Origin of the sequence: Mesorhizobium sp. M0514, from assembly GCF_040321145.1 — a bacterium.
Lineage (GTDB): Bacteria > Pseudomonadota > Alphaproteobacteria > Rhizobiales > Rhizobiaceae > Mesorhizobium.
Map to the genome: position 1 here is coordinate 115,835 of NZ_JAMYQZ010000003.1, position 13,252 is coordinate 129,086.

At 64.1% G+C, this 13,252-nt stretch carries 10 protein-coding genes and 1 pseudogene; 3 read left to right on the forward strand and 8 right to left on the reverse strand.

The window, feature by feature from the left end:
- Positions 1–3: 3 nt before the first annotated feature.
- Positions 4–2,193 (reverse strand): anthranilate synthase, encoded by a 2,190-nt coding sequence (locus NKI61_RS02310; protein WP_352838774.1) that lies wholly within the window; start codon positions 2,191–2,193, stop codon positions 4–6.
- Positions 2,194–2,514: 321 nt separating this feature from the next.
- On the opposite strand from NKI61_RS02310, the gene NKI61_RS02315 reads away from it, so the two are divergent.
- Positions 2,515–3,285: an isocitrate lyase/PEP mutase family protein gene (locus NKI61_RS02315; protein WP_352510453.1), complete on the forward strand. Its 771-nt coding sequence runs from the start codon at positions 2,515–2,517 to the stop codon at positions 3,283–3,285.
- A 1-nt stretch (position 3,286) separates the two neighbouring features.
- Here NKI61_RS02315 and NKI61_RS02320 read toward each other — a convergent pair whose 3' ends face one another.
- The 4 genes and pseudogenes from NKI61_RS02320 to NKI61_RS02335 all read right to left on the reverse strand — a co-directional run bounded on the left by NKI61_RS02320 (position 3,287) and on the right by NKI61_RS02335 (position 7,573).
- The gene (locus tag NKI61_RS02320) at positions 3,287–4,342 is read right to left on the reverse strand and encodes a M14 family metallopeptidase (RefSeq protein WP_352838775.1); all 1,056 of its coding nucleotides are present in this window, start codon (positions 4,340–4,342) and stop codon (positions 3,287–3,289) included.
- 91 nt (positions 4,343–4,433) lie between these two features.
- Complete coding sequence (locus NKI61_RS02325) at positions 4,434–5,612, reverse strand: MFS transporter (protein ID WP_352838776.1); 1,179 nt, start codon at positions 5,610–5,612, stop codon at positions 4,434–4,436.
- A 115-nt stretch (positions 5,613–5,727) separates the two neighbouring features.
- Positions 5,728–7,115, reverse strand: a pseudogene (locus tag NKI61_RS02330) (FAD-containing oxidoreductase).
- Entirely contained in the window at positions 7,112–7,573 is a 462-nt protein-coding gene (locus NKI61_RS02335) for a membrane protein (protein ID WP_023669981.1), read from the reverse strand. The pseudogene NKI61_RS02330 and the gene NKI61_RS02335 overlap by 4 nt, the downstream one beginning before the upstream one ends.
- 153 nt (positions 7,574–7,726) lie before the next feature.
- Between NKI61_RS02335 and NKI61_RS02340 the strand changes: the two genes are divergently transcribed.
- Positions 7,727–8,284, forward strand: a complete 558-nt coding sequence (locus NKI61_RS02340; RefSeq protein ID WP_023744272.1) for a sugar O-acetyltransferase — start codon at positions 7,727–7,729, stop codon at positions 8,282–8,284.
- Between the two features lie 15 nt (positions 8,285–8,299).
- Here the strand turns inward: NKI61_RS02340 and NKI61_RS02345 are convergent, their stop codons facing one another.
- Positions 8,300–9,295 (reverse strand): helix-turn-helix domain-containing protein, encoded by a 996-nt coding sequence (locus NKI61_RS02345; RefSeq protein ID WP_352838777.1) that lies wholly within the window; start codon positions 9,293–9,295, stop codon positions 8,300–8,302.
- Positions 9,296–9,423: 128 nt separating this feature from the next.
- On the opposite strand from NKI61_RS02345, the gene NKI61_RS02350 reads away from it, so the two are divergent.
- Positions 9,424–10,059, forward strand: coding sequence for an isochorismatase family protein (locus NKI61_RS02350; protein WP_023728277.1), 636 nt, complete (start codon positions 9,424–9,426; stop codon positions 10,057–10,059).
- Between the two features lie 74 nt (positions 10,060–10,133).
- Here the strand turns inward: NKI61_RS02350 and NKI61_RS02355 are convergent, their stop codons facing one another.
- Together NKI61_RS02355 and NKI61_RS02360 are read right to left on the reverse strand one after the other, a co-directional pair.
- Complete coding sequence (locus NKI61_RS02355; protein WP_023669985.1) at positions 10,134–11,813, reverse strand: formate--tetrahydrofolate ligase; 1,680 nt, start codon at positions 11,811–11,813, stop codon at positions 10,134–10,136.
- A 312-nt stretch (positions 11,814–12,125) separates the two neighbouring features.
- The gene (locus NKI61_RS02360) at positions 12,126–13,250 is read right to left on the reverse strand and encodes a DUF2333 family protein (RefSeq protein ID WP_023686165.1); all 1,125 of its coding nucleotides are present in this window, start codon (positions 13,248–13,250) and stop codon (positions 12,126–12,128) included.
- Positions 13,251–13,252: the final 2 nt, after the last annotated feature.

The following is a 13,252-nucleotide window of genomic DNA, read 5'->3' on the forward strand; positions in this document are numbered from 1 at the left end:
TTTCTAAGCGGCCTTTTCCTTGGCCTTGCGCGGCAGATGCGCAACGATGTTTTCGATGATGCGCATGCCGGCATTGTGGCCGAGCGTCATAATCGATTCCGGATGGAACTGGACGGCGGCGATCGGCTCCTTGCGGTGTTCGAAGGCCATGATGATGCCATCCTCGGTCTCGGCGGTGACGATGAAATCGTCGGGCAGCCGCACCGGATCGGCAAAGATCGAGTGGTAGCGGCCGACGGTCACTTCCTTGGGCAGGCCGGAGAAGATGATTCCGGGCTTGGAGACGCGGATGCGCGACGGCTTGCCGTGCATCGGCACGTGCAACTGCCTGAGTTCGCCGCCATAGGCCTCGGCCAGCGCCTGCAGGCCAAGGCAGACACCGAAGATCGGCAGGTCGCGGGCGCGGGCGTTCTTGATGGTCGCGGCGCAGTCGAAATCCTTCGGCGTGCCCGGTCCGGGCGACAGCACGACGAGATCGGGCTTCAGCCGTTCGAAGACTTCTTCCGGCACCGGCGAACGCACGGTCGAGACATTGGCACCGGTCTGGCGGAAATAGTTGGCCAGTGTGTGGACAAAGGAGTCTTCGTGGTCGACGAGCAGGATGTTGACGCCGTCGCCGACGCGCGCGGTGGTGCGTTCGGCGCCTGCGGCATTGCCCAATTTGGCGTCGCGAATGGCGGAGAGCATGGCGGATGCCTTCAGTTCGGTTTCGGCTTCTTCTTCCTCGGGGATGCTGTCGAAGAGCAACGTGGCGCCTGCGCGCACCTCGGCAATGCCGTCCTTGATGCGGATGGTGCGGAGCGTCAGGCCGGTGTTCATGTCGCCGTTGAAATTGACCATGCCGATGGCGCCGCCATACCAGGCTCGCGGGCTCTTTTCGTTCTGCTCGATGAAGCGCATGGCCCACAGTTTCGGCGCGCCGGTGACGGTGACTGCCCAGGCATGCGACAGGAAGGCGTCGAAGGCATCCATGCCTTCGCGCAGGCGCCCTTCGATGTGATCGACGGTGTGGATCAGGCGTGAATACATCTCGATCTGGCGGCGGCCGATGACGCGCACCGAGCCCGGATCGCAGACCCTTGACTTGTCGTTGCGGTCGACGTCCGAGCACATGGTCAGCTCGGATTCATCCTTCTTGGAATTGAGCAGCTTCAGGATCTGCTCGCTGTCGGAAATGGCGTCGTCGCCGCGTTTGATGGTGCCGGAGATCGGGCAGGTCTCTACGCGGCGGCCGTTGACGCGCACGAACATTTCGGGCGAGGCGCCGATCAGATACTCGTTTTCGCCGAGATTGATGAAGAAGGAATAGGGCGACGGGTTGATCGACTTCAGCTTGCGCGAGATTTCGGAAGGCTGCGTCTCGCAGCGTTCGTAGAACATCTGCCCGGGCACGACCTCGAACAGGTCGCCGCGCTTGAAACTGTCCATCGCCTTGCGCACCAGATTGGCATATTCGCCCGGCTCATGGTCGCCGCGCGGCGGGATGCGGTCGGCGGTCTTGAACGGTTCGGCAATTTCGTCGCGCGGCAGCCCCTCGGTTGAAAAACCGTCGCCGGAATAATCGTAGCGGTCGGTCCAGGCCTTGGTCGAATAATGGTCGACGACCAGGATCTCGTCAGGCAGGAACAGCACGAGATCGCGCTGGCTCTGTTTGCGCTCAAGCTTGTAGTCGACTGGATCGAACTGGAAGGCGAGGTCGTAACCGAAGGCGCCGTAAAGGCCGAGATTGGCGTCTTCGTCGGTCTTGAACAGAGCGGTGATGGCGCGCAGCACAGTAAACACAGAGGGGACGCGGCTGCGCTCTTCCTCGGTGAAGACGCGGCCGGGCTTGGCGACATCGAGGCGGATCAGCTTTTTCGAGGTTTCAGCAATCGTCACCTCGGCAACGCCGGCCAGCGTCTTGCCGATCACCGGCAGCAGCACTTCGCCACGGCCATTCAGCGCCTCGATGCGCATGGCGCGGCCACGCGCGGAAATCACCAGCGGCGGATCGATGATGGCCGTATCCCAGCGTGTGTAGCGGCCCGGATATTCGTAATTCGAGGAAAACACCGCACCACGGCGCGAGTTCAAGCCATCGACATAGGCATCGATCGCACCGGCGTAAGGCTTGTCGTGGCGTTCGCGGGTGATGGTGACACCACCTGCGGTCACGAAGCTTTCCGCGCCGTCTTCCAGAGCCTTCATCGTCATTGCCGTCTCCATATGGCTTGTTGGGGCAACGGACCCGGGAATGGCTTTGAAAAAACAAATGGCCGCCCGGACATTCCGTTGCGGCCACCCTCTATTTTCACGCGCACGCGTTCGAACAGGCCGCTGTCAGCGAGCCCACCACCAAATGGTCTTGATCGAGCGCATGTTCATGGGCGAAATCCATAGCGGCGAAAAGCCGGATGCGCAACAGGTTTGAAAGGCCTGTTTGTGGCCGCCGCTTCCGCAACCCATGGCACATCGCCAAGGCTTGGGGTCCTGCCTAGACTGTTCGTCCAACATCGGAAAGACGGGAAGACAGCAATGACCGAGCAGATCGAGCGCGCACGCACGTTCCATGCCCTTCATGTCAAGGGCAACCCGATCGTTCTCTACAATGCCTGGGATCCGGGCTCGGCCAAGATCGTCGAGAGGGCGGGCGCCAAGGCGATCGCCACCGGAAGCTGGCCGGTCGCGGCTGCTTTTGGTTATGCCGATGGCGAGAAAATTCCGCTGGAGCTAGCGCTGGACAACATCAAGCGCATCGTGGCGGCAGTCGACCTGCCGGTGACCATGGACCTCGAAGGCGGCTACGGCGTCGAGCCGGAGACTGTCGCCCAGACGGTCACACGTGCCCTGCAGGCCGGCGCCATCGGTTTCAATTTCGAGGACCAGATCGTCGGCGGCGCCGGCCTGCACGACATCGCCATACAGGTGAAGCGGATCGAGGCGGCAGCGGCGGCGGTGAAGGCTTCCGGCATTCCCGCCTACATCAACGCCCGTACCGACATTTTCCTCAAGGCCAAGACGGATGCGCATGACAGCGTGCTGCTCGACCAGGCCATCGAGCGGGCGCACGCTTATGAAAAGGCAGGAGCGAGCGGCTTCTTTGCGCCGGGACTCGGCTACGAGGGTCTGATCGAGGCGCTGTGCAAGGCGACGGCATTGCCGGTCAACATCATCGCGCTGGCGCATGTGCCGCCGCGCCAGCGCCTGGCCGAGCTTGGTGTTGCCCGTGTCAGCCACGGCCCGGTGCCGTACCGGCAAATGGCCGAATGGCTGGAGGCCAAGGCGCGGCTGGCGATTTCGGGTTAGCTCAGTCCTCCAGCGTGCCTGACCTCGCGTCGGCGCTCTTCTTGTCGCCGACCAGCTTCAAGAGATCCTCGCCGGCGCGGATGATGCGGCGTGAGCGGCGGGTCAGGATGACGCCGTCCTGCGGCGCCAGCACTTCGGTGCGGCCGCCGGCCTCGCCCGGTGTGTGGACGATGGTGGCGAGGCGCGCGCCCTTGGCGACGCGGTCGCCGGGCCTGACGTCGTAGAGGATGGCACCGGCCCGGGGCGCCGGCATCATGTCGATGTTTTCGAGCGGCGCGACGAGGCCCTTGAACGGGCCGGGTTCGGGAAGGGCGGTGTCGGCGATGACGCCGCGCGCCACCAGCAGCCGGTAGAGGCCTGCGGCATCGGAATTTGCCAGCGTGCCGTCGACATCCAGCATGCCACGGTATTCTACCGTGGTGGCAACGCGGCGGTCGAGCTTCGCCACGTTGGCGGGGACGTTCTGGTAGGGCATGATCGTGGCGCCCTCGAAGGTGCCGTCGGTGTCCTCGCTCCACAACACCACGGCGTCGATACCCATGGCGGCGGCGCAATCGGCCATCGCCGGCCACAGGCTGGCGTGGACGTAGAGATAGGCAAGGCCCTCGTCGTCGCAATGCAGGTCGAGCACGATGTCGTGGCCGAGCGACAGCTGCACCAGACGGGTCTTCAATCGCTGGTCGGGGGTGCCAAGCGTGGTGTCGGGCAAAAGCTTGGCGTCCGGTGCTGCGAGCAACGGAAAGCCGCGGTTGAAATTGTTGCGGGTGCCGAGATGAAAGCGGCCCTGGTGCTCGCCGAAATGATATTGCGCGCGGCCGATCGGATTGGCCCAGGGCACGACCGTGATGCTGCCCTTGATGCGGCCTTCCGCTTCGGCCTTGTTCAGCGCCGGGATCAGCGCGTCGATGGCGACGACACCAGGCAATTCACCGGCGTGGAGTGCTGCCTGCAGGTAGGCCGAAGGTGCTGCCTTGTCGGCGCTGGCGAAGCGGAACACCGGGAATTCGTAGGAAACGCCTTCGGTATCGCCGGCGATGCGTTCGATCGATTTCTGCATGGGATGCCTCCAGGATAAGAGGCAGAACACATGCACTTTTGCCGAAGGGCTGTCGATTGGTCCAGTTCGCGCCGCCATGGGCGCAATGGAATTATTCGGCGGCGGCCGGAACCGTCGCTATCGGCGCCGATCCTTCGAGCGCCTGCGAGACAACGGCTACGCTGACCGCCAGCAGGGCCAGCACCGCGCCGACCAGCGGCAAATGAGCATAGGAAACGCCGGCCGACAGAGCCACGCCGCCGATCCAGGCGCCGCTGGCATTGCCGATATTGAATGCGCCCTGGTTGAGCGTGGCGGCGAGGTTCGGCCCTTCCGAAGCCGCTTCGACGACGCGGATCTGCAGCGGCGGCACGACGACGAAGATCAGCAGTCCCCACAAGAAGACGACGCCGATGGCGACGCTGGCGATAGCGCCGAACTGCATGAAGCCGACAAACAGAACCGCCATCAAAAGCAGCGTGCCGATCACCGTCGGCATCAATTTCCAGTCGGCCAGCCGGCCGCCGATGATGTTGCCGATGGTCATGCCGGCGCCGAACAGCAGCAGCACCCAGGTGACCGCGGAGGTCGACAGGCCGGAGACATCGGCAAGGTAGGGCTTGATGTAGGTGAAGACGGCAAACAGGCTGGCCGAGGCCAGCGAGGCGATCAGCATGGCGAGCCAGACTTGCAGCTTGCCCAGCACGCGCAGTTCGCTGCGCAGGCCGCCGCCGCTCGGTTCGGCGACATTGGATGGCACCAGCCAGGCGATGGCCGCAACAGAGATCAGGCCGATGCCAACGACGGCAAAGAAGGTGGAGCGCCAGCCGAAGGCTTCGCCAAGCGCGGTGCCGGCAGGAACGCCGAGAATGTTGGAGAGCGTCAATCCCGCGAACATCATCGCCATGGCGCTGGCGCGCTTGTTGCGCGGCACCAGGCTGGCGGCAACGACGGAACCAATGCCGAAAAAGGCGCCATGACCGAACGCGGTGAAGACGCGCGCGGCCATCAGAAGCCAGTAATTGGGCGCAATGGCGCAGAGCAGATTGCCGACGACGAACATCGCCGTCAGCGCGACCAGCACTGGCTTGCGCGGCAGATGCGCGGTGGCCATGGCGACGATGGGTGCGCCGAAGACGACGCCCAGCGCATAGCCGGTGACCAGCAGGCCGGCCGAGGGGATCGACACGCCGAGATCGGCCGCAACCTCCGGCAACAGGCCCATGATGACGAATTCGGTGGTGCCGATGCAGAAGGACGCAATGGCAAGCGCAAGGATCGGCAAAGGCATGGAAAATCCAGACTGAATCGGTTCAATTCAGACTGAACGAGAAGCCTTGCCGCGCGCAATGCACATTGCTGCAACGCACCAATGCAGAAAGCGCTGAGCTTGACGCGGAGTCATATCAGGCGAGCGGCTTCAGCTCCTGGGCGATGGTTGGCAACAGCTCCGAGACGTTGGGGTGGATATGCACGGCGCGCGCCAGCGTATCGACCGGCGCCTTGGCGTACATCAGGTCGAGCACGCAGTGCACCGCCTCGTCGCCGCCGGGGCCGAGCACGGAGCAGCCGAGGATTTGCCTGGTGTCGGCATCGACCAGGATCTTCATGAAACCTTGCGTCTCGCCCTTTTCGATGGCGCGGCCGACGCGGGTCATTGGCCGCTGGCCGACCAGCGCCTTGCGGCCGGATTTCTTCACCGCAGCCTCGGTCATGCCGCAGCGGCCGAGCGGCGGATCGATGTAGAGCGCATAGGCCTCGATGCGGTCGCTGACCTTGCGCGGATCGTCGTCGAGCAGATTGGCGGCGACGATCTCGTAATCGTTGTAGGAGGTGTGGGTGAAGGCGCCCTTGCCGTTGCAGTCGCCCATCGCCCAGATGCCGGGCACGCTGGTGCGCAACTGGTCGTCGACGGTGACGAAGCCGCGCAGGTCGACCGCGACACCGGCCTTGTCGAGACCGAGATCGTCGGTGTTGGGGGTGCGGCCGAGCGCCAGGAGCACGTGCGAGCCGACAGCCGGCGGCTTGCCGTACGAGAAGGTCACGGCGATGTCCTCGCCCTGTTGGGCAAAGCCGATGTTGTCGGCGCCGACATGGGCCGCTACGCCTTCATTCTCGAGGACCGACAGGATGGCCGCTGAGACGTCCTCGTCCTCGCGGCCGGTCAGGCGCGGGCTCTTCTCGATGACGGTGACTTCCGAACCGAAGCGGCGGAACATCTGCGCGAATTCGAGCGAGATATAGCTGCCGCCGACGATGACGAGGTGGCGCGGCAGAATTTCGAGGTCCATCATTGAGGAGTTGGTGAGGTAGTCGACGTCGTTGACGCCGGGCAGGTCGGGCACCGAGGCGCGGCCGCCGGTGTTGAGGAAGATCTTTTCGGCAGTCAGAAGCTCGTCGCCGACGCGCACCGTGTTGGCGGATTCGAAGCGGGCATGGCCGCGATAGAGCGTGCAGCCCTTCATGCCGGCGATCCAGGTCTCCAGATTGGTGCGGGAGTCATTGGTGACCTTGTCCTTGCGCGCCTTGATCCTCTTGTAGTCCACGCCGACAGGGCCTGAGAACGTCACGCCATAGTCCGCGGCACGCCGCGCCAGATGCGCGGCATAGGCGCTGGCGACCATGGTCTTCGTCGGCATGCAGCCGGTGTTGACGCAGGTGCCGCCGACCAGCTTGCGCTCGATCAGCGCCACGCTCATGCCGGCTGACGTCAGCCGGCATGAGCAGGGCCGGCCGGTCCGGCGCCGATGATGATGGCGTCGTATGTCTTGGCGTCTGAGGCTTGGGCAGTCATACCACCGCCGCCACGATCAGCAGGCCGCCGATGATCGCCACCGCGTCCTCGATGAGGGCGGCAGGCAAATCCTTGCCGAAGGCGGCGGCCAACCGGCCGCGCGCTTCGGCGCCGCCATAGGTGCCGATGACGGCACCGATGGCGCCGGCAATCAGGCCGCCAATGGTGGAACCGGCAGTGGCGCCGATCACCGCGCCGCTGAAGGCGCCAAGCAGGATGCGGGCGCCGAATTGCTGCGGCACCTTGCGGCTCGGCGTCGAGGGCAGCTGGTCGGTGACCAGTTCGACGATGGCGAGGATGGTGAAGATACCGACGGCGGCCCAATGGCCCATGAAACTTGCCCAGGTGCCGGCCACCGGCAGCCATCCGAGATACGCGCCCCAGGCGATCGCGCCCGGCGCGGTCATGGCGCGAAGACCGGCAATGACGCCGATCAGAAGTGCAAGCAAATAGAGCATTTAGATCCCCTCGAAAGCAGGCCCGGGACTGGCCCACGAGGCAAGCTAGCATAGGTCCTACGTTTGACGAGAGTAGGCGATGGTGCTTCTTCCATCAGTGAGCATTGTACTTTGGTAACCAGTCGAACACGACGAAGGGACGGAGTCGCTGTGATGGCCGGAAGCGAACGCACAAGGATGATTGCAGGCGAATGGTACACCTGCATCGACGACGAACTGGAGGCGCTCCGCGTGATCGCGCGAGATGCGGTGTTCGAGCACAATGCGCTGCCGCCCCAGCAACGCGGCAATATCGGCCCGACGCTATTGGCGCTGCTCGGCAGCGCGGGCGCAGGCTCCCGGATCGAGGCGCCGTTCCACTGCGCCTACGGTTTCAACATCCATCTCGGCGACGGCGCCTTCCTCAATGCCGGCTGCACCATCCTCGACCCCGCGCCGGTGCGTATCGGCAGGCGGACGCTTCTCGGCCCCAATGTGCAGATCTACTGCGCCGAGCACCACAAGGAGGCCGCGGGCCGTCAGGCGGGACTGGAGATTGCCCGGCCGGTCACCATCGGCAATGACGCCTGGATCGGCGGCAGCGCCATCATCCTCGGCGGCATCAGCATCGGCGATGGCGCCATAGTCGGCGCCGGCGCGGTGGTGACGCGCGACGTCCCTGACAACACCACGGTGGTCGGCAATCCGGCGCGGGCGGTCAAGCGGGGCTGAACTCGTCGTGGGCGGTCAGTATGAAGCCGTGCGTGCCATGCGCTCGTCCGGACCGGCTCGCCGCGAGAATTCACGCCGGTATTGGGCCGGTGACGTCTTGAGCCGTGCGGCGAAATGCTGGCGCAGCGAGGTGGCGCTGCCGAAGCCGGCTTCGAAGGCCACCATGTCCATCGATTTTTCCGTCGCCTCCAGCAGCCGTTGCGCCAGTTCGATGCGTTGGCCGGCCAACCATTCGCCAAAGCTGGTGCCGTTCGATTTCTGGAAACGGCGGGTGAAAGTGCGCCGGGTCAGGCCCGCGGCCTCCGCGACGCGGTCGAGGTTGTGCGTTTGTCCGAGCGTTGCCCGCACCGTGTCGAGTGCCAGGGTGAAGCGGTCGGTGGCCGGGGTTTTCGCCAGCGGGCGCTCGATGAACTGCGCTTGCCCACCCTGCCGGTGCGGCGACAGCACGATGTGCCTTGCCAGCCGCAGCGCTACCTCTGCGCCATAGCGCGCGCGCACAATGTGCAGGCAGCAGTCGAGCCCGGCGGCGACGCCGGCCGAGGTGACGATGTCGCCGTCGTCGACATAGAGCACGTCGGCGTCGACTTCGATGTCCGGGTACAATGCCTGCAACCGGTCGGTGGAGGCCCAGTGTGTCGTCGCCCGCCGGCCCGCAAGCAGCCCGGCGGCGGCAATGGCGAAGGTGCCGAGACAGAGGCCGACGATCACCGCACCGCGCCCGTGCGCGTGGGTGAGCGCTGCCAGGAGCGGCGGCGGAAGTGGGGCCTCGAGATCCTTCCAGCTCGGAATGATGACAATGTCGGCATCGTCGAATGCGGAAAGGCCATACGGCACCGCGATGGTCAGCCCGGCATCGGTGTGGATCGCTCCATCGTCGAGCGCGCAGACGCGAAAGTCGAAACGCGGCAGGCCAAGCTTGGTGCGGTCGGTGCCGAACACCACGCACGGCACGGAGAGGTGGAACGGGCTGATGCCGTCAAAGGCGAGAACGGCAATGATCGGGTCGGCCATGCGTGTTTCCAGCAAGCGAAAAGCGGATTGTCCCAATTCTTTCGAATGATGTCAATCGGGCCACTTTTGGCAGTCGGACGATCCGTCTATTTTCGACCTGGCCCATTCAAGCCTGAGAGGAAAACACCATGTCCGCCAACACCCCGCGCCGCGCGCTCATCGTCATCGATGTCCAGAACGACTATGACGGCGGCAACCTCGCCATCCAGTATCCGCCGTTCCGCGACAGCGTCGTCAATGTCGCGCGCGCCATGGATGCCGCCGCTGTGGCCGGCGTGAAGGTGGTGGTCGTCAAGCAGATGGCGCCCGAGACCTCGCCAGTCTTCGCCAAGGGCAGCCATGGCGGCGACCTGCATCCCGAGATCGCCCGGCGAAGCCGCGACCACTATGTCGAGAAGTCACTGCCTAGCGCCTTTGCCGGCACCGACCTCGAGGCGTGGCTGCGCGCCAATACCATCGATACGATAACGGTGATCGGCTACATGACGCATAATTGCGACCTGTCGACCATCATCCACGCCGCGCATGTCGGCTTTGCGGTCGAGTTCCTGTCCGACGCCACCGGTTCGCTGCCTTACGCCAACGGCGCCGGCTACGCCTCGGCCGAGGAGATCCACCGCGTGGTGTCCATCATCCTGCAGTCGCGCTTTGCGGCCGTGCTCAAGACCGCCGAATGGATCGATTGCCTGAAGACCGGTGCTTTGCCCGAACGCGACACGCCCTATGCGTCCAACCAGCGCGCGCTGGCGCGCAACGCTGCATAGGCAAATCTGTCCCCGAAAAGCAAAAGGACGGCCAGTGGCCGCCCTTCTTGGATCTCGCAACGATCTCGAAATTTTCAAAACAGGCCTTCGATCTGGCCGATCTCGTTGAGGAAGATTTTTTCCGAGGACGGCGCCTTGGGCAGGCCGGGCATGGTCATGACCTCACCGCAGATGACGACGACGAAGCCGGCGCCCGCCGAAAGCCTGACCTCGCGCACCGGCACGGTGTGGCCGGTCGGCGCGCCGCGCAGGTTCGGGTCGGTCGAGAAGGAATATTGGGTCTTGGCCATGCAGACCGGCAGGTGCCCGTAGCCGGCCTGCTCCCAGGCATGCAGCTGGTCGCGCACCGACTTGTCGGCGATCGCCTCGTCGCCGCGATAGATGCGCTGGACGATGGTGTTGATCTTCTCGAACAGCGGCATTGCGTCGGGATAGAGCGGCGCGAACTGCGAGGCGCCGGATTCGGCGATCTCGACGACCTTGCGCGCCAACTCCTCAATGCCGGCAGAGCCATTGGCCCAATGCTTGCACAGGATCGCCTCGGCGCCGAGCGAGGCGACGAAATCCTTCATCGCCTGGATTTCCACCTCGGTATCGGTGGTGAAATGATTGATCGCCACGATCGCAGGCACGCCGAACTGTTTCACATTCTCGATGTGGCGGCCCAGATTGAGGCAGCCCTTCTTGACTGCCTCGATGTTTTCCTTGCCGAGGTCTTCCTTCTTGACGCCGCCATTCATCTTCATGGCGCGCACGGTGGCGACGATGACGGCAGCCGCCGGCTTCAAACCCGCCTTGCGGCACTTGATGTCGAAGAATTTTTCGGCTCCGAGGTCGGCGCCGAAGCCGGCTTCGGTGACGACGTAGTCGGCGAGCTTCAGCGCCGTGGTGGTGGCGACCACCGAGTTGCAGCCATGCGCGATGTTGGCGAACGGGCCGCCATGCACGAAGGCAGGGTTGTTCTCCAGCGTCTGCACCAGGTTTGGCTGCATGGCGTCCTTCAGCAGCACCGCCATGGCGCCGTCGGCCTTGAGGTCGCGGGCATAGACCGGGCTCTTGTCGCGGCGGTAGGCGACGATGATGTCGCCGAGGCGCTTTTCCAGATCCTTGAGGTCGGTGGAAAGGCACAGGATCGCCATCACTTCAGAGGCGACGGTGATGTCGAAGCCTGCCTCGCGCGGATAACCGTTGGCGACGCCGCCGAGCGAGCAGATGATTTCGCGCAGCGCCCGGTCGTTCATGTCCATGACGCGGCGCCAGGCGACGCGGCGGGTGTCGATGCCGAGCTCATTGCCCCAGTAGATGTGGTTGTCGATCAGCGCCGACAGAAGATTGTGCGCCGTGGTGATGGCGTGGAAGTCGCCGGTGAAGTGGAGGTTCATGTCCTCCATCGGCACGACCTGCGCGTAGCCGCCGCCGGCGGCACCGCCCTTGACGCCGAAATTCGGGCCGAGCGAAGCCTCGCGGATGCAGACGATCGCCTTCTTGCCGATGCGGTTCAGACCGTCACCAAGGCCGACGGTGGTGGTCGTCTTGCCTTCGCCGGCCGGCGTCGGGTTGATGGCGGTGACGAGGATCAGCTTGCCGTCCTTGTTGCCCTTCACCGATTTGATGAATTCGGCCGAAATCTTCGCCTTGTCGTGGCCGTAGGGCAAAAGGTGCTCGGTCGGGATGCCGATCTTGGCGCCGATCTCCTGGATTTGCTTTTTCTTGGCGCCGCGCGCGATCTCGATGTCGGACTTCACTTCGGCCATGACGGCTTTCCTTCGGATTGGACGGTGGAGGGGACGGGTTTGATCTCACTCGCAGGCATGTTGAACCCGGGCGCGGGCATGTTCTAACCCTGTCGCTCCCGCGGCGTCAACTTGCATGCAACTATGTTTCCTATGAAGAAAGTGTCTCCGCGGCCGGCCGACCTGTCGCCGGTTCTTCCTGGCTCCGTTGCCGCGCCGTATAGAAGCCAGAGGACGCGACGTTCCGCCGTCTCAAAACAGCCGCCCAATGCACGGAATGCGACAGAGGCGACGGCGCAAATTCGCCATCGCTCGCCGGGAAAGCTGTGGACGCTACTGAGTCAGGACGTTGCTGATCTCGACCATGTTGGAGCGCACGCGAAGCACGTAGAAACCCATCGTCGTCAGGTGCGTCGGCATGATCCAGCCATCCTCGCGGCCATTGGCGATGATGAAGGGCTGGATGCGCAGCGCCGAGACGAATTGCGCATCCATCGTGTCCCACAGATTGCCGAGATGCTTTTCCTTGATGACGTCCTCGAAGTCGGCCTGGGCGCCCTTCATCAGGCCGTAATAGGCATAGAGCTGGCCATAGGCGAACCAGAAGCGGTCGTCGGCGCGGAAGTCGAACCAGCCATTGTTATGGTTTTCGGCGCGCTCCTTGAGGATCGCCGAGGTCGAACCGATGTCGGAGGAGATGCGGTCGATATACTGCTTCAGATTGTCGGCGCGGGCATCGAACGTCGCCTGGCAGCTGCCGAGGCGGGCGTTGAAGGAGCGCAGCTTGGTGACGGCATCGCGATAATAACTCGGCGTCGGCGTCTTGGGGCCGAACGGGTTGAGGCCGAAATACCAGGTCTCCTCGTCGAACTGCAGATTGCCGCGCGCATCCTGCAGGTCGCCGTCGATCTGCGATGTGGTGCGAACACGGCCGAGATTGTCGGCAAGCTCGGTGGCGGTACGCCGCACCGCCTGGTTGATGCCGCGCTGGAACGAGGCCTTGTTGTCCATGAACGGCGTGTTGTCCCAGTCGATGCCGAACAGGCCGAGTTTGTAGAGGATCATCGACGAGATCCAGGCATTCTGGTTGACGTTGAAGTCCGTCAGGTCGGCCGCCACCTGGGCGATGCCCGAATTGCCGCAGGTCTTGGCGGTGTCGGTGCCGGCGCCGGCGGCGACCTGTTCGCCGGCGGAAATGTTGCGGTTCTCGAAGGTGTATTTGTCGACGTAGTTGGGATCGAACTTGTTCCACCACTGGGTGGCGTAGAAGAAATTGGCGTAGAGGCCGATCAATACCAGAAGCGCGAGGCCGACCACAGCCTTCAGGATCCAGCCGCGCTGCGTATACCAGCGCCCAGCCCAGAGGAACGGCCACAGGATCGCGCCGATGACGAGGCCGATGCCGCGGCCGATCCATTGGAAGATGCGGGTGAAGAAATTCACGATCGGATCAAGCATGG